Consider the following 20,875-nt stretch of genomic DNA (forward strand, 5'->3'; position numbering starts at 1 on the left):
GTCAGAAGATGTCCGGGCACCAAGGGCGGCGCGAGGTGCGCAGCAGGAGATCCGCCCGCGCCGCGGCGCCCTCGCGCTCCTCGGTGACCCGCCCCAGCGCGGCCAGCCGGACCGCGGACTCATCTCCCAGCCACAGCGTCCCCAGCTCGCCGATGTCCATGGTCAGATCGGCGGACCGGGTGGTGGGCGCGCAGGTGGCGCCGTCGGGCCCGGCGTCCAGCAGATAGCGGCCGCCGGCCAGGCCCGCGCGGTCGGACAGCTCCAGGACCAGCGAGCCGGGGACGGGGTACGTACGGGCCTCGAGCAGCCCGGGGACGTCCAGCGGCCGCAGCCACAGGAAGTCGGCGTACGTCGTGACCTGGGCCGCCCGCGGATCGCCCAGCAGCAGCGGCAGCACGTCGTCCGGCGGGCGGTGGCCGGTGGCGACGTGGCTGACCCAGTCGACGGAGAAGAGGAAGTGCCACAGCGCGCGCTCGGCGGCCGGGGTGGCCGCGAGCATCCCGAGCACCCTGGCCGTGTCGTGAGGGCGCTTGCCCTCCCATTTGCTGTCGCAGGTGTAGGCGAGCAGACCGTCCACGGAGCCGTCGGGGGAGCGGTACAGCACGTAGAACGGCTCGGTCCACGGATGGTAGGGGAAGGTCAGCAGGCCGGTGTTCATCCGCCACCACAGCTCGCGGCGGTCGATCATGCCGTGCAGCCGGGCCCGCAGCCGCTCGTGCAGCACCGGACCCAGCTCCCGTATCCCGGCGCCGTCCGCGAAGTCCACCCGGCCGCCGCACGCGGGCCCGGAGTAGCGCGCGTCCAGCCCGGCGCGGGCGATGTCCACCAGCCACTCGGTGACCCAGGTGGCCGGGCCGAACCCGTACCGCCCGTAGATCGGGTACTCGGCGGCGATCAGCGACGCCGCCAGCTCGCCGCGCTCCTTGGCCGCGCGCAGATCGCGGTCCATCATCCGGCTGAGCAGCCCCTGGCGGCGGTGGGTGGGCGAGACCGAGACGTTGCTGATGGCGTCGGCCGCCACCTCGGCCCCGCCGACCGCCGTCAGCCGCTGTGCGAAGCTGCGGAAGGTGGCCACACAGCGGCCCCGGTCGAAGGCCCCCTGCACACGGTCCAGTTCCCGGCCGATCTGCCCCCGCCGGATGTCGACCTCGTCCTTGTCCGCCTCCGGGGGCCGCAGGAAGCCGGCGTTGAGCGCGCGGGACCAGTCGGTGAGGTCGGAGTCGGCGACCTGACGGATCTCTGGAGCCATGAACCCCACGGTAGGCGGCCCGTGCGGCGGGACGCACCTGGATATCGGCAGGCCCTGTGTCCGTACGGACCGCACGGATCACGGTCCGTACGGACACGGAGCGCTTACGTGAGCAGGTCGTCCACGTGGGCCTCCCCTTCCCGGTACCTCCGGGTGATCTCCGCACCGCAGTCGTCCGCCGTGCGCTGCAGCTCCCGCCGCCGCCGCGAGACCTGCCGCTCACAGCCGACGAGACGGGCCATCGCCCCGGCCAACTCCTCGTCCGTACGCGCCCGGAGGTCGGACAGGCCGACCTCGGCCAGCGTCTCCTCGGCCAGCCGCCGGCACTCCGCCCCCTGCGGAGTGCCGAGCGTCACATGCCGGGCGGAGGAGCGGTGCCCTGACGGGCCGTCGAGGAGGATCTGCGGCAGCAGATCCACCAGCGCGGCCGGGGGCCGGTCCCCCTCGTCGGCCGCCCCCGGCGAGACGGGGGCCGAACGGCGGTTCAGCTCGGCGCGGAGGATGTCGATCCGGCCCTGCAGCAGCCTGCGCACATAGCTCAGATCCGCCTCCTCGCCCTGGGCCGAGCGGCGCAGCGCCCGCAGCTCGGGCAGGCGCAGCCCGGCCGGCTCCCGCGCCGCCGCGCCGGGTGCCGGGCCGGCCTTCGTCCCGGGCGTCGAGTCGGCCTGCCGGCCGCCGCGCTGGCTCGGCGGCCTCGGCGGCTGCCCTCCGGGCAGCGGCGGCAGCCCGGGCCGTCCCGGCTGTTGCGGGTCCGTCGGCTGGAATCCCGGCTGCTGCAGGGCCTCGGTGGCCGCCTGGAGCAGGTCGCCGTCCTGCGGGCGCGTCGATGCGGGCCCGGGCGGCTGCCCGGTGCCGGATGTGATCATGCGGTTCCGTCCCCTCCATGCGGTGCGACGCAAGCTGATCGCGTTGTGCCCATTGCGCACCGCTTGCACGCATCGTGCCACTGTGTACGGTCCGTCCGCAGCGGCCTTCCACCCGATCGGCCCCGGAAGGAGGCAGGGCATGATGGTCCGTATGCGTGCTGTGGTACAGAGGGTGAACGGGGCGAGCGTCGTCGTGGACGGCGAGACGGTCGGGGAGATCGTCGGCCAGGGGCTGTGCGTCCTGGTCGGGGTGACGCACGACGACACCCCCGAGAAGGCGGCGCAGCTGGCCCGCAAACTGTGGTCCGTGCGCATCCTGGAGGGCGAGAAGTCCTGCTCGGACCTGTCCGCCCCGCTGCTGGTCATCAGCCAGTTCACGCTTTACGGCGACGCGCGCAAGGGGCGCCGGCCCACCTGGAACGCGGCCGCGCCCGGCGAGGTCGCCGAGCCGCTGGTGGACGAGGTCGTGGCGCGGCTGCGGGAGCTGGGCGCGCAGGTGGAGACGGGCCGGTTCGGGGCGAACATGAAGGTCTCGCTCACGAACGACGGCCCGTTCACGGTGATCGTCGAGGTCTGAGGCCCCGGCCCCCGCGCACGGGCACGAGCCGCCGGGCCAGGGCCGGCGGAACAGTGCCGACGGCCCCGCCTACGTCCGTTGCTACGGCTCGACGACGACCTCCTGCGCCGCCGCTGTTGTATCCGCGATGAGCGCCGCGTCCACCGGCACGTTCCGCTTCACCAGCGCCAGGGCGATCGGCCCCAGCTCGTGGTGGCGGGCCGACGTCGTCACGAAGCCCAGCGGGCGCCCCGCCGCACCCTCCGAGGCCAGCCGCACGGGCGCGCCGTGGCCGGGCAGCGTCACCTCGCTGCCGTCCAGGTGGAGGAAGACCAGCCGACGGGGCGGCTTGCCCAGGTTCTCCACCCGGGCGACGGTCTCCTGGCCGCGGTAGCAGCCCTTGTGGAGGTGGACGGCGCTGCCGATCAGGCCCAGCTCATGGGGGATGGTCCGGTGGTCGGTCTCCAGGCCGAGCCGCGGGCGGTGCGCCTCGACGCGCAGCGCCTCGTACGCCAGCACACCGGCCGGCGGGCCGCCGGCCGCGGCGAAGGCCTCCAGGTCGGCGCGGAGCAGGAACAGGTCCCGGCCGTACGGGGTCTCGCGGACGGCGGCGCCCTCGGGGGCCTCGGCGATGCTGCCCGCCGGGAGGTGGACGACCGCGAACTCCTCGGTGCGATCGGCGACCTCCACCCGGTAGAAGAACTTCATGCTCTCCAGGTAGGCGAGCAGGTCGCCCTGGGTGCCGGGCTCCACATGGGCCCAGGTGGTCTCGCCGTCGTCGACTATGTAGAGCGCGTGTTCGATGTGGCCGTGCGGGGAGAGGATCAGCGCCTCCGTGGCCTGACCGGCCGGGAGTTCGCTCACGTGCTGGGTGAGCAGCAGGTGCAGCCAGCTCAGCCGGTCCGGTCCGGTGACCGTGATCACGCCGCGGTGCGAGAGGTCCACGAAACCGGAGCCGTCGGCGAGCGCGCGCTGCTCGCGGAACAGGTCGCCGTAGTGCGCGGCGACGCCTTCGTCGGGGCCCTCGCCGGGGACGGCGCCGGGCAGCGACAGCAAAGGGCTCTTCATGAGCTCAGCCTACGACTCGGCCCGGGGCGGGACTCGCCCTGGCAGGTGGCCCAGGGCCCGGCCTCCGGTCTACGAGCCGGACTTGGACCCCGCCCGGGACCCCGCCTTCGTCGTGCGGGCCTCGCCGGAGTCCTCGCCCGCCCGGCCGGCCGAACACTTGGCGCAGCGGCCGAAGATCGCGAAGTGCTTCATATCGGTGTCGAAACCGAAGTTCGCCCGCAGCTGCCGGACGAACGGCTCGGCCACGGACACATCGGCCTCGATCACATCCGTGCAGTCCCGGCAGACCATATGGATGTGGTGGTGCCGGTCGGCCAGGTGGTAGGTGGGAGCGCCGTGCCCGAGGTGGGCATGGCTGACCAGCCCCAGCTCCTCCAGCAGCTCCAGGGTGCGGTAGACCGTGGAGATGTTGACGCCGCTGGCGGTGCGGCGCACCTCGGTGAGGATGTCGTCCGGGGTGGCGTGCTCGAGGTGGTCGACGGCCTCGAGCACGAGCTGGCGCTGCGGCGTCAGGCGATAGCCGCGCTCCCGCAGATCTGTCTTCCAGTCGGTGGTCGCCACGCTGCCCAGTGTAGGGCGGTCGGTCAGCGGAAGAAGGCGATGCCGTCGTCCGGGAGGTCCTTGAGGTCCTTGGCCCATTCGCGCGGGTCCACGACCTTCTTCAGATGCGCGGACATGTACGGCCGCAGCGGGACCTGTGGGGTGGCCTTCTCGCCGACCCACATCAGATCGCTCTTGACGTAGCCGTAGAGCCGCTTGCCGCCGGAGTACGGGCCGGAGGCGGCGGTACGGGCCACGGCGTCCGTCACCAGGTCGATCTGCGGTTTGCCCTCCGCCAGCTCGCCGTACCAGACCTCGACGACGCCCTGGTCGCGGATCATGACGATCTCGACCTTGCGGTCCTCGCCGATCCGCCAGAAGCCGTACTCGCTCTCCAGCGGGCGGACCTTCTTGCCCTCGCCGTCGAGCACCCAGGTGTGCGAGATGTACTCCAGGAAGTCGCGTCCGTCGTGGGTGAAGGTCACTTCCTGCCCGAAGTTGCACTTCTCTGTCCCCGGGAAGTCATAGACGCCCGCACCCTCCCAGTTGCCGAGGAGGAAGGCGAGCGGCACGAGGTCCGGGTGGAGGTCGGACGGGATCTCGATCATGAATTCAGGCGATCCGTGGGGAGGGGAGGGGAGCGGACGGGCGCGAGGGGCGCCGGGCGGTGGGGCAGGGGCGGGTCAGCGCTGGCCCTGGTACAGCTTCTTCCAGGTCAGCGCGGCGAAGCCGAGGGTGGCGACGGCGACCAGGATCATCAGGGTGGTGAAGACTGCCTCAAGCACGAGCGCGCTCCTTGGAGGAGTGGGACGTTCCGGTGGGACTCGCGGAACGGTCATGGACCGGGGCCGAGTCTAGTCGCCGGTGCGGGGGACGGCTCTCCGAGGTCTCCCGTGCGGGGGAGGCCGCGGGGGCGGGCACCCCCCGGCCTAGGCTGGCCGTATGGCGAAGAAGCTGGTGATCAAGGTGACGGCGGGCGCGGACGCGCCCGAGCGGTGCTCCCAGGCGTTCACGGTGGCGGCGGTGGCCGCGGCGAGCGGCGTGGAGGTCTCGCTGTGGCTGACGGGGGAGTCGGCCTGGTTCGCGCTCCCGGGGCGCGCGGCGGAGTTCCGGCTGCCGCACGCGGCGCCGCTGCCGGAGCTGATCGACGGCATCCTCGCGGGCGGCGGCACGATCACGGTGTGCTCGCAGTGCGCGGCCCGCCGGGACATCGAGGAGAAGGACCTCATCGAGGGCGCCCGGATCGCGGGGGCACAGGTGTTCGTCAGCGAGATCGTGCCGGACGGCGTACAGGCGCTCGTCTACTGACCGGGGGAGCTAGCGGCGGTGGTTGTACTCGTCCAGCTCCCGCCACCAGCGGTCGGACTCCTCGTCGCCCGACTCGTCCCACCACCGGTCCTCCGGGCCCCTGCGGTTGGCCACGATGGCGGCCAGCGGCGGGATCACCATGGCGACGATGCACATCACGACGGCGGCCGGGACGGACCACAGACGCACGAATCCCCATGCCGAGATGAAGAGCGTCAGACACGCGCCCATCAGGATGAAGTATGCGTGGCGGCGTCGCGCGTACATACCACCAGGATACGTCCGGGGGCGCCGCCCGGACAGACGTGGGACGGGCCCCGAACAGCCCGGAGGGCCGCACCCCGCCGAGGCGTCCAACCCCGGGGTGCGGCCCTCTGGCCGTACCTGTTCGCCGTGATGCGCAAGAGGCGCGTCAGACGGCGATGGCGACCTCCGCCAGGCCACCCTTCTGGGCGACGACGGTGCGGTCCGCGGTCGCGCCCGGGACCAGGGCGCGCACGGTCCACGTGCCCTCGGCCGCGTAGAAGCGGAACTGTCCGGTCGCCGAGGTGGGGACCTCGGCGGTGAACTCACCGGTGCTGTCCAGCAGCCGGACGTAGCCGGTGACCGGCTCGCCGTCGCGGGTCACCGACCCCTGGATGGTGGTCTCGCCGGGCTTGATGGTCGACGCGTCGGGGCCGCCGGCCGTTGCTCCACACATGGGTGACTGTCCTTACGTTCGGGGGAGGGAGAGGGAGGTCAGCTGTTGGCGCCGAGCTCGATCGGCACGCCGACGAGGGAGCCGTACTCGGTCCAGGAGCCGTCGTAGTTCTTGACGTTGCTCTGGCCGAGCAGCTCGTGCAGGACGAACCAGGTGTGAGCGGAGCGCTCACCGATGCGGCAGTAGGCGATGGTGTCCTTCGACAGGTCGACGCCCTCGCCCTCGTAGAGCTCCTTGAGCTCGTCGTCGGACTTGAAGGTGCCGTCGTCGTTGGCGGACTTCGACCAGGGGATGTTGCGGGCGCTCGGCACGTGGCCCGGACGCTGCGACTGCTCCTGCGGGAGGTGCGCCGGGGCGAGCAGCTTGCCGGAGAACTCGTCGGGGGAGCGGACGTCCACCAGGTTCAGCGAGCCGATGGCCGACACGACGTCGTCGCGGAAGGCGCGGATCGAGGTGTCCTGGGCCTTGGCCTTGTACTCGGTCTGCGGCCGGGACGGGACCTCGGCGACCAGGTCGCGGGAGTCGAGCTCCCACTTCTTGCGGCCGCCGTCGAGGAGCTTGACGTCCTGGTGCCCGTAGAGCTTGAAGTACCAGTAGGCGTAGGCCGCGAACCAGTTGTTGTTGCCGCCGTAGAGGACGACCGTGTCGTCGTTGGCGATGCCCTTCTCGGACAGCAGCTTCTCGAAACCGGCCTGGTCGACGAAGTCGCGGCGCACCGGGTCCTGGAGGTCCTGCTTCCAGTCGATGCGGATGGCGTTCTTGATGTGGTTCTTGTCGTAGGCAGAGGTGTCCTCGTCGACCTCCACGATGACCGTCTTGGGGTCATCGATGCGGGCCTGTACCCAGTCGGCGTCCACCAGGACGTCACTGCGGCTCATGTTTCTCTCCTCCGGGGCAGTTGCGGCGGTACGGGTACGCGTCGGTATGCGGGCTACGCGCGGTCGGTAGCGAGCGTACGAACGGAGTGCGGGCGGGCTCGGCTGACGGGCCGATAGGAGCGGGGCCGATGAGGTGAAAGGAGCGGGCCGCGCGTCCTCGTCAGGCGGCGCGACAGAGCATGGCGGCCACGCGGCACAGGTCTACTGCCCGCCGCTTCGTGAGATCCGCCTGTCGCTTCATGCGTCCGATCGTAGGGACGGACCGGCGGGCATGTCACCGGCGTGTCGCATCCTGAGACGAGATTGTCCGCGATGTGAAACGCACAGGGCGCCCGGCGCCTCGCGGAGCGGTCCGCGGGGCACCGGGCGCCCAGGAATGTCTGCCATCGCGGACGGGATCGTCTCAGCGGATGGACGTCGGGAACGGTCTGAAGGCCGGGACGCGGGGGCGGGCCGCATGGGGAGGGCGGCGCCGGGGTCCCGCTCCGCGGGGCTCAGCCCGCCAGCTCGACGTTATTACCCACGACCGACACGTCTATGCCGTCCTCGTTCGTCTCGACCTTGTCGAGCCGCATGCCCGCCGGAAGGCCGTCGATCTTGCGGTCCATGTCCGTGCGCTCGCGCACCTTCTCCTCCCACCGGGGGACGCTGCTGCCCGGGATGGACTCGGCGTGCATCCGGATGGTGTCGCCGTTGACGATGGTGACCGTGGAGTACGTGCTCATGCTGAAGCCCAGCAGCTGGCCGGTGATCTTGACGCGGCCCCGGCCCGCCTCGTCCTTCCCGGCGTAGCCGACCGTGACGCCCTGGCCCGCCGCCGTGGACAGGTCCGCGTAGCTGATGTGCGCGGACCCGGTGGCGCTGTCGGCGGTGGCGGAGGAGAAGCTGCTGGATATCCGGACGTTGTGCAGCTTGGCGCTGAGCTTGGTCACGCGCACCGTACGGCCGCCCCCCGCGTCCGTGGTCAGCCCGTCCATGCCGATCTCGACCTCGTCCAGCTCCTTGCCGGCGACCTGGGTCAGGAACGGGAAGCCCTTGATCGAGACGTCGGGGGTGCTGGTCAGCCCCTGACTGCTCTTGATCTTGTCGGCGGCCTCGGACTCCGCGAAATACACCGCCAGGCGGTCGGCGGCGACGAACAGAATGCCGAGTACGACGAAGACGATCGCCGTGATTCGCAGTGCGCGCATTGCGTAGGGTCCCCCATGCTCTGGCTCAGGCCCACGCCTGAGGCTGCGAGCCTAACCGCAGCGGGGCGGGCGTGGCCGCCCCGTGGGGCCTGGATCACACCAGGGCGCGGCCGATCACATACACCGCCGGGGCCGCGGCGGCGAGGGGCAGGGCGACGCCCGCGGTCATGTGGACGAAGCGGGACGGATAGTCGTAGCTGGCCACGCGCAGTCCGATCAGCGCGCACACCCCCGCCGCCAGACCCAGCAGCACCGCGCTGGTGGTGCCGGTGTCGGTCACCCGGCCGGCCGCCAGGCCCGCGCCCGCGGACGCCGCCAGCGCCAGGACCGCGGCGGCCGCGCCCGGCAGCGGCAGGGCGCGTACGAGCGCCGCCACGGCGACGGCGGCGGCCCCCACCACGACGGCGTCCGAGGACTCGGCGACCGCGGCCAGGTGCCCGGCCGCGATCACGGTGACCGCGGACGAGGCGACGGTCGCCGTCAGGCCGTACAAGCGCTCGTCGGGCGAGGCGTGGCTGCGCAGCTGGAGGATCAGCACCAGCAGCAGCCAGACGCCCAGCGTGCCCATGAGCACCGTCGGGGCGTGGGAGCGCTCGGTGGTCAGCAGCCCGACGTCGGCGGCCAGGCCGCCCGCGAAGGCCAGCGCGATGCCCTGCCGGGCGGGCCACATGCCGTTGAGCCGGAACCAGCCGGCCGCGGTGACCGCCTGCAGCAGCGCCACGGCGACGGCGACGGCGGGCCGGGCCAGCGGAGCGGTGGCCGCGAGGAGGGCGGCGAGGACGGCGGTCAGGGCGGCGGGCGTCAGCCCCGGGGAGACGATCATCGGGCGGCCCTCGGCGCGGGCCCGCTCGGCCGCGGTGAGCGGCTTGGCGGCGGGCTCGGCCGATCCGGCGGGCTCGGCGGGCTCGGGGGAACGGGACGGGGCGAGCCCTGGGGCGGGCCCGGCCGGAGCCGAGGGGGACGGCACGGCCTGGGACGGGGTGCGCGGTGTGTGTGCGGCGGCCGCGAACTGCATGGTGTCCGCCGTGGTGTGGCCGCCGGCCGGGGCGTGCTGCCGCCGGCCGTCCCAGGCGGCGGCGTACGGCTCCTGGTGGCCCTGCTGGTTCTGGTGGTTCTGGTGGCCCTGGTGAGGTTGGCGGCCCTGGTGAGGCTGCTGCTGGTATCCCTGCCCCTGGTGCGGCTGGTTCCCCTGGTACGGCTGCCCCTGGTGGGCCTGGCCGCCTCGCTGGTACCCGTGCTGCGCGTAGCCGTGCTGGGAGTGCCCCTGCTTTGGGTACGCCGCCTGCTCCGGGTACCCCTGCTGGGCGTAGCCCTGCTCCGGGTAGCCCTGCTCCGGGTACGGCTGCTGCTGCGGGTAGGCCTGCTGGTACGGCTGCTGCCCGTCGTACCCCTGCCAGGCGGCGGCCTGCTGCCCGTGCGGGGCGTACTGGCTGTTCGGGTCGTACTGGCCCTGCGGGGCGTACTGGCCGTTCGGGCCGTACTGGCCGTGCGGCTCGTAGGACTCGTACGCGCCCTGCTGCCCTTGTCCCTCGTATCCCTCGTAGCCCTCATAGGCCTGGTACGGCTGCTCGGCCGACCCGTTCGGCCCATAAGGGTCGTACGGATGATTCCCGGGATGCTGCGGCTGGTTGCTCATGACGTCGGGGTCACCCTCCTGCGAACGGCGGAAGCACCTCGACCGTGCCGCCCTCGGCCAGTTGGACCGTCTTGTGATCACGGGTGCCGACGGGGTCGCCGTCGACGAGGAACGAACAGCGCCCCAGCACCCGCGCGAACTCCGGCCGCGCGGCGTGCCGCAGCCGGGCCGAGTCCAGGGCCTCGGCGAGCGTCGTCGCGGCGTACGGCTCCTCGGCGGTGCCGGCGGCCGCCTTGGCCGCGGCCCAGTACCGGATGGTGCCGGCCGGCGGTCCCGCCGTGTTCTTCATCGCCATCGCGATCCCTCTCCCGTCATCTGCCGCCCCCCATGATGACGGGGTCCGGCGGCAGACCGGTAAATCCCGGGGCGAGCCCGGGGGCCCTCGCTTAGGGTTCCGGTGTGCTGGTCCGACTTATACGGGCGAACCTGAGGCCCTACACCCGATCGATCGCCTTGATCGTCGTGCTGCAACTGGTGCAGACGCTGGCGACGCTCTATTTGCCGACCCTCAACGCGGACATCATCGACCACGGTGTCGTGAAGGGAGACACCGGTTACATCCTGCGGCTCGGCGGTGTGATGATCGCCGTCACGCTGGCGCAGATCGTCTGCTCCATCGGCGCCGTCTACTACGGCGCCCGGACGGCGATGGCGCTCGGCCGCGATGTGCGCGCGGCCGTCTTCGACCGTGTGCAGTCCTTCTCGGCGCGCGAGGTGGGCCACTTCGGCGCGCCCTCGCTCATCACCCGAACCACCAACGACGTGCAGCAGGTCCAGATGCTGGTCCTGATGTCGTTCACCCTGATGGTCTCGGCGCCGATCATGTGTGTGGGCGGCGTCATCATGGCGCTCAATCAGGACGTCCCGCTCTCGGGGCTGCTGCTGCTCATCGTCCCGACCCTGGGCATCATCGTCTCGCTGATCGTCCGGAGGATGCGGCCGCTGTTCCGCGGCGTCCAGGAGCGGATCGACACCGTCAACCGGGTGCTGCGCGAGCAGATCACCGGTATCCGCGTCATCCGGGCCTTCGTCCGCGACGAGCACGAGCGGGAGCGCTTCACCGGGGCCAACACCGAGCTGCTTGACGTGTCGATGAAGGCCGGCCGGCTGATGGCTCTGATGTTCCCGGCCGTGATGATGGTGGTGAACCTCTCCAGCGTCGCCGTCGTCTGGTTCGGCGGCCACCGCATCGACAGCGGGGACATGCAGATCGGGGCGCTGACCGCGTTCCTCAGCTATCTGATGCAGATTCTGATGGCTGTGATGATGGCCACCTTCATGTTCATGATGGTGCCGCGGGCCGAGGTGTGCGCCGAGCGCATCCAGGAGGTGCTGGAGACCGAGACCAGCGTCGCCCCGCCGCTGAAGCCCGTCCCGCCCCTGGAGCGCCGGGGCCTGCTGGAGCTGCGGGGCGTGGAATTCCGCTACCCGGGCGCGGAGGAGCCGGTGCTGCGCGAGGTCTCGCTGGTCGCCAGGCCCGGTCAGACCACGGCCGTCATCGGCTCCACCGGAAGCGGCAAGTCCACCCTGCTGGGCCTGGTGCCCCGGCTGTTCGACGCGACGGACGGCAGTGTGCACCTCGACGGCGTCGACGTACGCGACATGGACCCGGCCCTGATGGCCGAGTCCATCGGTCTGGTGCCGCAGAAGCCGTACCTCTTCTCCGGCACGGTCGCCTCGAACCTGCGGTACGGAAAGCCGGACGCGACCGACGAGGAGCTGTGGCAGGCCCTGGAGACCGCCCAGGCCCGTGACTTCGTCGAGCGCATGGACGGCGGGCTGGATGCCCCCATCGCGCAGGGCGGCGGCAATGTCTCCGGCGGCCAGCGGCAGCGGCTGGCGATCGCCCGCGCGCTGGTCCGCAAGCCGGCGGTCTACCTCTTCGACGACTCCTTCTCCGCCCTGGACTACGCCACGGACGCGCGGCTGCGCGCCGCGCTGGCGGAGGAGACGGAGGACGCGACGGTGGTCATCGTCGCCCAGCGGGTGTCCACCATCCGGGGCGCGGACCGGATCGTGGTCCTCGACGAGGGGCGGGTCGTCGGCACCGGCACCCACGCCGAGCTGATGGAGGACAACCAGACCTACCGGGAGATCGTGCTCTCCCAGCTCACCGAGCAGGAGGCAGCATGAGCGTGTCTTGGCGCGCTGCGCGGGCTGGACTGAGGAGCCGCGCAGCGACGGAGGAGCGAGCAGTGACGAGGGAAGCTCGCGCGTGGGAGCGCGCCGAGACTGAGCGGGAGGGAGGGGCGTGAGTGAGAAGAGTGCCCCCGCGCCCAGCGCTCCTGCGCCCACCGCACCGCCCCGAAGAGGCCCCGCGCCGGCGGCCGGCCCCGCGCGTTTCATGGGCGGCCAGCCGACCGAGCGCAGCATGGACTTCAAGGGCTCAAGCCGCCGGCTGCTGGCGACGTTGCGGCCCGAGCGCGGCATGGCGCTGCTGGTGCTCGCGCTGTGCACGGCCAGCGTCGCGCTGTCGGTGCTCGGCCCCAAGATCCTCGGCGAGGCCACGGACCTGATCTTCGCGGGCATCATCGGACGGGACCTGCCCGCCGATGTGACCAAGGCGGAGGCGGTCGAGGGGCTGCGGCAGCAGGGCCAGGGCACGGTGGCCGACATGGTCGCGTCCATGGACGTGGTCCCCGGCCAGGGCATCGACTTCGGCGCGGTCGGGACCGTGCTGATGTGGGTGACCGCGATCTACGCCCTCTCCTCGCTGTTCAACCTCTTCCAGGCGCGCGTCGCCACGGTCGTGCTGCAGCGCGTGGTCTTCCGGCTGCGCGAGGACGTCGAACACAAGCTGGCCCGGCTGCCGCTGTCGTACTTCGACAAGCAGCAGCGCGGCGAGGTGCTGTCGCGGGCCACCAACGACATCGACAACATCCAGCAGACGCTTCAGCAGACCCTCAGCCAGCTCATGGCCTCGCTGCTGACCATCGTCGGCGTGCTGGCCATGATGTTCTGGATCTCGCCGCTGCTGGCGCTGGTCGCCCTGGTGACCGTGCCGGTCTCGGTGGTGGTGGCGACGAAGGTGGGCAAGCGGGCGCAGCCGCAGTTCGTGCAGCAGTGGAAGACCACCGGCAAGCTCAACGGCCATATCGAGGAGATGTACACCGGCCACTCGCTGGTGAAGGTCTTTGGCCGGCAGAAGGAGTCCGCCGAGCTCTTCCGGGTGCAGAACGACAAGCTGTACGAGGCGGGCTTCCGCGCCCAGTTCATCTCCGGGATCATCCAGCCCGCGATGATGTTCATCGGCAACCTGAACTATGTGCTGGTCGCCGTGGTCGGTGGGTTGCGGGTGGCCAGCGGGGCGCTGTCGATCGGCGACGTCCAGGCCTTCGTCCAGTACTCGCGCCAGTTCAGCCAGCCGCTCACCCAGGTCGCCTCGATGGCCAACCTGGTGCAGTCGGGTGTGGCCTCCGCCGAGCGGGTCTTCGAGCTGCTGGACGCCCAGGAGCAGCAGCCGGACGCGGCCGCTCCGGCGCGCCCGGAGCATGTGCGCGGCCGGGTCGAGTTCGAGGACGTCTCCTTCCGCTACGACCCCGACAAGCCGCTGATCGAGGACCTGTCGCTGGCGGTGCGGCCGGGCCAGACGGTGGCCATCGTCGGCCCGACCGGCGCGGGCAAGACCACCCTGGTCAATCTGCTGATGCGGTTCTACGAGGTCAGCGGCGGGCGGATCACGCTGGACGGGGTGGACATCGCCGCCATGTCCCGGGAGGAGCTGCGCTCCAACATCGGCATGGTGCTCCAGGACACCTGGCTCTTCGGCGGGACGATCGCGGACAACATCGCGTACGGGGCGGAGGGCGCGTCCTTCGACAAGATCGTGGAGGCGGCCAGGGCCACGCATGTCGACCGCTTCGTACGGACCCTGCCGGACGGCTACGACACGGTGATCGACGACGAGGGCTCCAACATCAGCGTCGGCGAGAAGCAGCTGATCACGATCGCCCGGGCGTTCCTGGCGGAGCCGGCGATCCTGGTCCTGGACGAGGCCACCAGCTCGGTCGACACCCGTACGGAGGTGCTGATCCAGCACGCGATGGCCTCCTTGCGGACCGGCCGCACCAGTTTTGTGATCGCTCACCGGCTGTCGACGATCCGCGACGCGGACGTGATCCTGGTGATGGAGGCGGGGCGGATCGTGGAGCAGGGCACGCACGAGTCGCTGCGGGCGGCGGGCGGAGCCTATGCGCGGCTGTACGAGGCGCAGTTCGCGGAGCCGGTGGCCGAGACGGAGTGAACCACTCCGGTGGTCGGGCATGACCCGTCGGACACAGGTCGGATCGAGGCCGGACGCGGCCGGACGCGGCCGGTCAGACGCGGGCCGTCACCCAGGCGGCGATCCGGCCCAGCAGGGCGGCGCCGGCCGCGTTCTCCGCGTGGCCGAAGCCCGGCTCGATCCACAGCTCTGTGCACGACGGGTCCGCCGCCTCCGCGAGCGTCCGCGGGTGGTCCAGCGGGAAGTAGGGGTCCCGGTCGCCGTGGACGATCAGCAGGGGTGTGGGGGCGATCAGCGGCGCGGCGGCGACGGGGGAGAGCGGTTCACAGGCCCAGCCGGAGGAGTCGATACGGGTGCGCAGCCCGTAGCGGGAGACCAGGCGCCCGGCCGGCCGGGTGATCGCCCAGTGCACGCGGCGCATCGGGGCGGTCCCCCGGTAGTACCAGCGGGCCGCCGCGCTCACCGCCACGGCGGCGTCGGTGTGCGCCCCTTCGCGCGCCCCTGCGCCCGCCTTCGCCTCAAGAGCCCCCCTGCCCGTTCTGCCCGTGTCTGTTTCCCCGTGCGGGGCCCCCGCCCCGTACAGCGCCGCGTGCCGCAGCACCACCGAGCCGCCCATCGAGAAGCCGACCGTGGCGATCCGCCGGTGCCCGAGCCGGCGCGCCCACCGCACCGCGGCGGCCAGGTCCAGGACCTCGCGGTCGCCGACCGTGGAGCGCCCGCCGGAGCGTCCGTGCCCCCGGAAGGAGAAGGTGACCACGGCCGTGTGGCGGCTCAGCGCGGCCGCGGCGCGGCGCACCGCGGGGCGCTCCAGCGCGCCCGTGAAGCCGTGTGCGACCACGATCGCCGGACCCTGGTCCGCACCCGTGCCGGGCCCCGGTCCGTACGGCCGAAACGGTTCGTACGCGGCCTCGATCGCCACCCCGTCGTCCGTCAGGAGCCTGGTCGGCCCCCCGCGCTTGGTGATCAAGGAAACAGGAGGTGGCGCGGACGCAGCCTTAATCCCACGTGTCATGTGGGTTATTCTTCTGGGAAGAGGATCCGGGCAAAGTAGCCCCCGGGTCCTTTTGTGCTTTCAGGCGCGTTCCGCGCGTTTGAGCGCACTCGCGCTCCAGGGCGCGAAACAGTACGAGTCAGCCAGGTACGAAGTAGTAGCCGCATACTCCCCCAGGCCGGGCCTGGGAGGTGCCCCCTCTCGCAGGGACCGAGGAGGAACCGACGTAATGGGCGAGCGAAGCGTGTACGACCATAGGACGACGTCCGGGGCGGGTGATCGCCGATGAGCTCCCTCCTCCTGCTGACCAACGCACTGCAGCCCTCCACGGAGGTGCTTCCCGCGCTCGGTCTGCTGCTGCACAGCGTGCGGGTGGCCCCGGCGGAGGGACCGGCCCTGGTCGACACCCCCGGTGCCGATGTGATTCTCATCGACGGCCGCCGTGATCTGCCCCAGGTGCGCAGCCTGTGCCAGCTGCTGCGCTCCACCGGGCCGGGCTGTCCGCTGGTCCTCGTGGTGACCGAGGGCGGCCTCGCCGCGGTCACCGCCGACTGGGGCATCGACGACGTCCTGCTCGACACCGCGGGTCCGGCCGAGGTCGAGGCCCGGCTGCGGCTGGCGATGGGCCGCCAGCAGATCACGACCGACGACAGCCCGATGGAGATCCGCAACGGCGATCTGTCGGTCGACGAGGCCACGTACAGCGCGAAGCTCAAGGGCCGTGTGCTGGATCTCACATTCAAGGAGTTCGAGCTCCTGAAGTACCTGGCCCAGCACCCCGGCCGGGTGTTCACCCGGGCGCAGTTGCTGCAGGAGGTCTGGGGCTACGACTACTTCGGCGGCACCCGCACGGTCGATGTGCACGTACGGCGGCTGCGGGCCAAACTCGGCCCGGAACACGAGTCCTTGATCGGCACCGTGCGGAACGTGGGCTACCGGTTCGTCTCCCCGGAGAAGGGCGACCGCGGCTCCGAAGAAACCAAGATCAGGTCGGGCGCCGGGAGCGCCGTGCGCGAGGGGGCTCCGGCCGACGGGGCGCCGCGCGCGGAGAACGTGAAAGCCGGGGCCGCACAGCAGGCCAACACTTAGCTGGACCCGCGTAGACTTCGCGCGTGGCCAAGGTGACGCGGGATGATGTGGCGAGGCTGGCGGGGACTTCCACGGCGGTCGTCAGCTACGTCATCAATAACGGACCAAGGCCGGTCGCCCCGGCCACGCGCGAGCGGGTACTCGCCGCGATCAAGGAGCTGGGCTACCGGCCGGACCGGGTCGCGCAGGCGATGGCCAGCCGGCGGACCGACCTCATAGGGCTGATCGTGCCGGACGCCCGTCAGCCGTTCTTCGGCGAGATGGCACACGCCGTCGAGCAGGCCGCCTCCGAGCGCGGAAAGATGGTGCTGGTCGGCAACTCCGACTACCTCGACGAGCGCGAGGTGCACTATCTGCGCGCCTTCCTGGGCATGCGGGTGTCCGGGCTGATCCTCATCAGCCAGGGCCTGAGCGAGAACGCCGCCGCCGAGATCGAGGCCTGGGACGCCCGCGTCGTGCTGCTGCACGAGCGCCCCGAGGCGATCGACGACGTGGCGGTGGTGCTGGACGACATCGGTGGCGCGCAACTGGCCGTGCGGCACCTGCTGGAGCACGGGTACGAGTATGTGGCGTGCATCGGCGGCATGGAGATCACCCCCACCGTCGGCGACCCGGTCACCGACCACGTCGAGGGCTGGCGCCGGGCGATGACGGAGGCCGGGCGGTCCACGGAGGGGCGGCTCTTCCAGGCCCCGTACAACCGGTACGACGCCTACAAGGTCGCCCTGGAGCTGCTGTCAGGACCCGACCGGCCGCCGGCCATCTTCTGCGCGACCGACGACCAGGCGATCGGCGTGCTGCGGGCGGCGCGCGAGCTGCGCATCGAGGTGCCCGGAGAGCTGGCGGTCGCCGGCTTCGACGACGTGAAGGAGGCGGGGCTCACCGACCCGCCGCTGACGACGGTCGCCTCCGACCGGCCCGCGATGGCGCGCGCGGCGGTCGACATGGTGCTGGACGACGCGGTGCGGCCCGCGTCCTCGCGGCGGGAGCGGGTGCGGCAGTTCCCGTCGGCGCTGGTGGTGCGGCGGTCCTGCGGCTGCGCGTAGCGCGCGGCCGCGGCTGACACCACCCCGGTCCTTATCTCGGGCATACCGACTTCTGTCGGGCTTCTCAGCGGGCACTCAGAAAGTTCTCATGTTCGCCGATCACAGTCGGGGACATGACGGAGAACACGCCCCACAGCGGCGATCACGAGCCCCCGCTCCACCCGTACGGCGCCTGGTCCGGCCATTCCGCGCCCTATCCGGCGCCGCCCGCGCAGGCGCCCCAGGAACCCGTCACCACCCCCTCGGGCATCACCGTATGGCCGGGAAGCGGCGAGGGGAGTGGCCGCCGCAGGCGGCGCGCGTCCCGGTCCGCCCTGCTGATCGCGGCGGTGGCGGCGGTCTCGGCGCTCGTGGGCGGTGGGACGGCGGCGCTGGTCACCAACGCGGCCGAGAAGTCGGACAGCTCCACCACGACCACCGTCGTGAGCGCCACCTCCAGCAAGGTCGGCGGGGTCAGCGCCGTCGCGGCGGCGGTCAGCCCGAGCATCGTGGAGATCAGCGCCACCTCCGGCAGCGGCCAGTCCACCGGCTCCGGCGTGGTCATCACCAGTGGCGGCGAGATCATCACCAACAACCACGTCATCGCCGGCGCCGACACCATCAAGGTCACCTTCAGCGACGGCAGCAAGAAGAGCGCGACCGTGGTCGGCACGGACAAGAACAAGGACCTGGCCCTGATCAAGGTCTCGGGCGCGAGCGGGCTCAGGCCCGCCACACTCGGCGACTCCAGCGGGGTCCACGTCGGCGACCAGGTCGTGGCCATCGGCTCGCCCGAGGGGCTGACCGGCACCGTCACCAGCGGCATCGTCTCCGCGCTCGACCGCGAGGTGACCGTCTCGACGGACGAGAGCCAGGGGCAGGGGCCGGGCGGCGGCGAGCAGTGGCCGTTCGAGTTCGGCGGCGGCCGGTACAACGGCGACGTCGGCACCTCGACCACCACCTACAAGGCCATCCAGACCGACGCCTCGCTCAACCCCGGCAACTCCGGCGGCGCGCTCATCAACATGCGGGGCCAGATCATCGGGATCAACTCCGCGATGTACTCGTCCGCCGCGGACCAGAGCTCCAGCAGCGCGGGCAGCATCGGCCTGGGCTTCTCCATCCCCGTCAACACCGTCAAGGCCGACCTCGACAATCTGCGCGACGGCGGCGGCGACAGCGGCGGCAACACCAGCTACAGCTGAGCGCTCGCAGCTGCCGTGCGAGGCTGAAGGCAGCGGATCCACCGCCCTGTCATCGCCGCCCTTCGCCGGCGCGCCTGCGCCGACTCCGAGTGAGGAACCCGAGCCATGAGCCCCGCCGAGCACGGCGACCAGCCCGCCCGCATCCTGATCGTCGACGACGAGCCGGCCGTCCGCGAGGCCCTGCAGCGCAGCCTCGCCTTCGAGGGCTACACGACCGAGACGGCCCTGGACGGGCTCGACGCGCTGGAGAAGGTCGGCGCGTACGACCCCGAGCTGATCGTGCTCGATGTGCTGATGCCCCGTATGGACGGGCTGACCGCCGCCCGGCGGCTGCGCGCCACCCAGGTGACCGTGCCCATCCTGATGCTCACCGCGCGCGACACGGTCGGCGACCGGGTCACCGGGCTCGACGCGGGCGCCGACGACTACCTCGTCAAGCCGTTCGAGCTGGACGAGCTGCTGGCCCGCATCCGCGCCCTGCTGCGCCGCAGCTCGTACGCGGCCGCCGTGGGGGCCGCGGGGGCCGTCCCGGACACCGGCGGCAACGAGCTGACCTTCGCCGACCTGCGGATGAACCTCGCCACGCGCGAGGTGACCCGGGGCGGGCGCCAGGTCGAGCTGACCCGCACCGAGTTCACCCTGCTGGAGATGTTCCTCGCCCATCCGCGCCAGGTCCTCACCCGCGAACAGATACTCAAGGCCGTGTGGGGCTTCGACTTCGAACCGTCGTCCAACTCGCTGGACGTGTATGTGATGTATCTGCGCCGCAAGACCGAGGCGGGCGGTGAGCCCCGGCTCGTGCACACCGTGCGCGGCGTCGGCTATGTGCTGCGCGCCGCCGAGGGCGGCGCGCCGTGACGAACCGCTTCCGCCGGCTGCCGCTCCGCTCGCGGCTGGCGCTGCTGACCGCGGTGGCGGTGGCGGTCGCGGTGGCGGTGGCGGCCTTCGCCTGCTGGTTCCTCACCCGCCAGGAGCTGACCGGCGCGCTGGACCAGAAGCTGCGCGACAGCGTGTCCCCGGACCGCATCCAGCGCCTGCTGGACCTGCCCTGTTCGGCCAAGGCGCAGACCAACGACCGGCTGGGCCCCGACCCCGCGGGTCTCCAGTTCGTCCGGGCGAACGGCGACCGGTGCGTCGTCGGCCCGACAGCGGTGAAGGTGACGGACCAGGACACCGCCGTCGCCAACGGCCGGCTCCAGGAGGTCACCCGGGACGGCACGACCACGGCCGGCGACGCCGTCCGCGTCTACACCCGGCAGATGCCGGTCCGGCTGGACGGCGGCCCCGGCCTGCTGACCGTGTCCGTCTCCCGCCCCCTCTCCGAGGTGACCGACCCCCTCAACACCCTGGCGCTGGTCATGCTCCTGGTCGCAGGCGCCGGCGTCGTCGGCGCCGGGGCCGCCGGACTGTGGATCGCCAGGACCGGGCTGAGGCCCGTGGACCGGCTGACCGAGGCGGTCGAGCACGTGGCCCGCACGGAGGACCTGGCCGTGCGCATCCCCGCCGAGGGCGACGACGAGATCGCCCGGCTGTCCCGCTCCTTCAACTCCATGACGGCCGCCCTCGCCTCCTCCCGCGAACGGCAGCAGCAGCTGATCGCCGACGCCGGCCATGAGCTGCGTACGCCGCTCACCTCGCTGCGCACCAACATCGAACTGCTCGCGCGCAGCGAGGAGACCGGCCGGCCGCTGCCGCCCGCCGACCGCAAGGCGCTGATGGCCGGCGTCAAGGCGCAGATGACCGAGCTGGCCGCGCTGATCGGCGACCTCCAGGAGCTGTCCCGGCCGGACGCGCTGCCCGGCACCGGGCCGCTGCAGGTGGTCGCGCTGCACGACGTGGCGGCGACCGCGCTGAAACGGGCGCGGCTGCGCGGCGCCGACCGCACCATCGATGCCTCGCTGGGGCCCTGGTACGTACGGGGGGATGCCGCGGCGCTGGAGCGGACGCTGGTCAATCTGCTCGACAACGCCGTGAAGTTCAGCCCTTCGGGTGGTGTGGTCGAGGTCGTGCTCAAAGAGGGCCAGTTCACGGTCCGCGACCATGGCCCCGGCATCCCCGACGACGAACTGCCGCATGTCTTCGAACGGTTCTGGCGCTCGCCCACCGCCCGCTCCCTGCCCGGCTCCGGCCTCGGCCTGTCCATCGTGGCCCGCACGGTCCAGCAGTCCGGCGGCCAGGTGGGGCTGCAGCCGGCGCCGGGCGGCGGGACGCTGGCCTGGATCCGTCTCCCGGGCGCGCCCACGCCGCCGCCGGAGCTCGACTGACACCCGCGCCCGCCTGCGGGCCCGGACATGGCCGAGGCGGGCCCGCGGCACACTCAGACGATTCCCGGAACCGTGGGCGCGGGCGGCC

The 20,875-nt window shown here is 71.9% G+C and carries 22 protein-coding genes; 9 read left to right on the plus strand and 13 right to left on the minus strand.

Features of this window, described 5'->3' with window-relative positions; genetic code table 11:
- Window position 1: 1 nt before the first annotated feature.
- Together ACFZDL_RS17265 and ACFZDL_RS17270 are read right to left on the minus strand one after the other, a co-directional pair.
- Window positions 2-1,249: a GNAT family N-acetyltransferase gene (locus tag ACFZDL_RS17265; protein ID WP_353588849.1), complete on the minus strand. Its 1,248-nt coding sequence runs from the start codon at window positions 1,247-1,249 to the stop codon at window positions 2-4.
- A 104-nt stretch (window positions 1,250-1,353) separates the two neighbouring features.
- Entirely contained in the window at window positions 1,354-2,115 is a 762-nt protein-coding gene (locus ACFZDL_RS17270; protein WP_353588847.1) for an ABC transporter substrate-binding protein, read from the minus strand.
- Between the two features lie 151 nt (window positions 2,116-2,266).
- On the opposite strand from ACFZDL_RS17270, the gene dtd reads away from it, so the two are divergent.
- Entirely contained in the window at window positions 2,267-2,692 is a 426-nt protein-coding gene (gene dtd / locus ACFZDL_RS17275; protein ID WP_353588845.1) for a D-aminoacyl-tRNA deacylase, read from the plus strand.
- A gap of 81 nt (window positions 2,693-2,773) precedes the next feature.
- On the opposite strand, the gene ACFZDL_RS17280 is transcribed toward dtd, so the two are convergent.
- The 3 genes from ACFZDL_RS17280 to ACFZDL_RS17290 all read right to left on the minus strand — a co-directional run bounded on the left by ACFZDL_RS17280 (window position 2,774) and on the right by ACFZDL_RS17290 (window position 4,887).
- Window positions 2,774-3,739 (minus strand): folate-binding protein, encoded by a 966-nt coding sequence (locus tag ACFZDL_RS17280; RefSeq protein WP_353588843.1) that lies wholly within the window; start codon window positions 3,737-3,739, stop codon window positions 2,774-2,776.
- A 69-nt stretch (window positions 3,740-3,808) separates the two neighbouring features.
- The gene (locus ACFZDL_RS17285; protein WP_353588841.1) at window positions 3,809-4,300 is read right to left on the minus strand and encodes a Fur family transcriptional regulator; all 492 of its coding nucleotides are present in this window, start codon (window positions 4,298-4,300) and stop codon (window positions 3,809-3,811) included.
- 23 nt (window positions 4,301-4,323) lie between these two features.
- Window positions 4,324-4,887, minus strand: a complete 564-nt coding sequence (locus tag ACFZDL_RS17290; RefSeq protein WP_353588839.1) for an FABP family protein — start codon at window positions 4,885-4,887, stop codon at window positions 4,324-4,326.
- A gap of 334 nt (window positions 4,888-5,221) precedes the next feature.
- Between ACFZDL_RS17290 and ACFZDL_RS17295 the strand changes: the two genes are divergently transcribed.
- A complete protein-coding gene (locus ACFZDL_RS17295) occupies window positions 5,222-5,587 on the plus strand; it encodes a DsrE family protein (RefSeq protein WP_353588837.1) in 366 nt (121 codons plus the stop codon).
- Between the two features lie 9 nt (window positions 5,588-5,596).
- Here ACFZDL_RS17295 and ACFZDL_RS17300 read toward each other — a convergent pair whose 3' ends face one another.
- The 7 genes from ACFZDL_RS17300 to ACFZDL_RS17330 form a co-directional block, all read right to left on the minus strand.
- Window positions 5,597-5,854 carry a DUF3099 domain-containing protein gene (locus tag ACFZDL_RS17300; RefSeq protein WP_353588835.1) on the minus strand — a complete coding sequence of 86 codons (258 nt, stop codon included), beginning with the start codon at window positions 5,852-5,854 and terminating at the stop codon, window positions 5,597-5,599.
- A gap of 145 nt (window positions 5,855-5,999) precedes the next feature.
- Entirely contained in the window at window positions 6,000-6,287 is a 288-nt protein-coding gene (locus ACFZDL_RS17305; protein ID WP_014177646.1) for a DUF1416 domain-containing protein, read from the minus strand.
- A gap of 38 nt (window positions 6,288-6,325) precedes the next feature.
- Entirely contained in the window at window positions 6,326-7,165 is an 840-nt protein-coding gene (locus ACFZDL_RS17310; protein WP_353588833.1) for a sulfurtransferase, read from the minus strand.
- 160 nt (window positions 7,166-7,325) lie between these two features.
- Window positions 7,326-7,406 carry a putative leader peptide gene (locus ACFZDL_RS17315; protein WP_352133573.1) on the minus strand — a complete coding sequence of 27 codons (81 nt, stop codon included), beginning with the start codon at window positions 7,404-7,406 and terminating at the stop codon, window positions 7,326-7,328.
- 253 nt (window positions 7,407-7,659) lie between these two features.
- Window positions 7,660-8,355, minus strand: a complete 696-nt coding sequence (locus tag ACFZDL_RS17320; protein WP_353588831.1) for a DUF2993 domain-containing protein — start codon at window positions 8,353-8,355, stop codon at window positions 7,660-7,662.
- 94 nt (window positions 8,356-8,449) lie between these two features.
- Entirely contained in the window at window positions 8,450-9,991 is a 1,542-nt protein-coding gene (locus tag ACFZDL_RS17325) for a hypothetical protein (protein ID WP_353588829.1), read from the minus strand.
- A gap of 10 nt (window positions 9,992-10,001) precedes the next feature.
- Entirely contained in the window at window positions 10,002-10,286 is a 285-nt protein-coding gene (locus tag ACFZDL_RS17330; protein WP_353588827.1) for a MoaD/ThiS family protein, read from the minus strand.
- 104 nt (window positions 10,287-10,390) lie between these two features.
- Between ACFZDL_RS17330 and ACFZDL_RS17335 the strand changes: the two genes are divergently transcribed.
- Window positions 10,391-12,124 carry an ABC transporter ATP-binding protein gene (locus ACFZDL_RS17335; protein WP_353588825.1) on the plus strand — a complete coding sequence of 578 codons (1,734 nt, stop codon included), beginning with the start codon at window positions 10,391-10,393 and terminating at the stop codon, window positions 12,122-12,124.
- 211 nt (window positions 12,125-12,335) lie between these two features.
- On the plus strand, window positions 12,336-14,234 hold the full coding sequence (locus ACFZDL_RS17340) for an ABC transporter ATP-binding protein (protein WP_353588976.1): 1,899 nt from the start codon (window positions 12,336-12,338) through the stop codon (window positions 14,232-14,234).
- Window positions 14,235-14,307: 73 nt separating this feature from the next.
- Here the strand turns inward: ACFZDL_RS17340 and ACFZDL_RS17345 are convergent, their stop codons facing one another.
- Window positions 14,308-15,225, minus strand: coding sequence for an alpha/beta fold hydrolase (locus ACFZDL_RS17345; RefSeq protein WP_353588823.1), 918 nt, complete (start codon window positions 15,223-15,225; stop codon window positions 14,308-14,310).
- A 264-nt stretch (window positions 15,226-15,489) separates the two neighbouring features.
- Here ACFZDL_RS17345 and ACFZDL_RS17350 point away from each other — a divergent pair, with 264 nt between their 5' ends.
- The 5 genes from ACFZDL_RS17350 to ACFZDL_RS17370 all read left to right on the plus strand — a co-directional run bounded on the left by ACFZDL_RS17350 (window position 15,490) and on the right by ACFZDL_RS17370 (window position 20,787).
- Entirely contained in the window at window positions 15,490-16,293 is an 804-nt protein-coding gene (locus tag ACFZDL_RS17350) for a response regulator transcription factor (protein ID WP_353588821.1), read from the plus strand.
- 23 nt (window positions 16,294-16,316) lie between these two features.
- Window positions 16,317-17,339, plus strand: a complete 1,023-nt coding sequence (locus ACFZDL_RS17355) for a LacI family DNA-binding transcriptional regulator (protein ID WP_353588819.1) — start codon at window positions 16,317-16,319, stop codon at window positions 17,337-17,339.
- Window positions 17,340-17,452: 113 nt separating this feature from the next.
- On the plus strand, window positions 17,453-18,523 hold the full coding sequence (locus ACFZDL_RS17360) for a trypsin-like peptidase domain-containing protein (protein ID WP_353588817.1): 1,071 nt from the start codon (window positions 17,453-17,455) through the stop codon (window positions 18,521-18,523).
- Between the two features lie 105 nt (window positions 18,524-18,628).
- Window positions 18,629-19,381, plus strand: a complete 753-nt coding sequence (locus ACFZDL_RS17365; RefSeq protein ID WP_353588815.1) for a response regulator transcription factor — start codon at window positions 18,629-18,631, stop codon at window positions 19,379-19,381.
- Entirely contained in the window at window positions 19,378-20,787 is a 1,410-nt protein-coding gene (locus tag ACFZDL_RS17370; protein ID WP_353588813.1) for a HAMP domain-containing sensor histidine kinase, read from the plus strand. Before ACFZDL_RS17365 ends, ACFZDL_RS17370 begins: the two co-directional genes overlap by 4 nt.
- Window positions 20,788-20,875 lie beyond the last annotated feature (88 nt).

This window comes from Streptomyces sp. NPDC007917, assembly GCF_042959105.1.
In the GTDB taxonomy this organism is placed as follows: Bacteria; Actinomycetota; Actinomycetes; order Streptomycetales; family Streptomycetaceae; genus Streptomyces.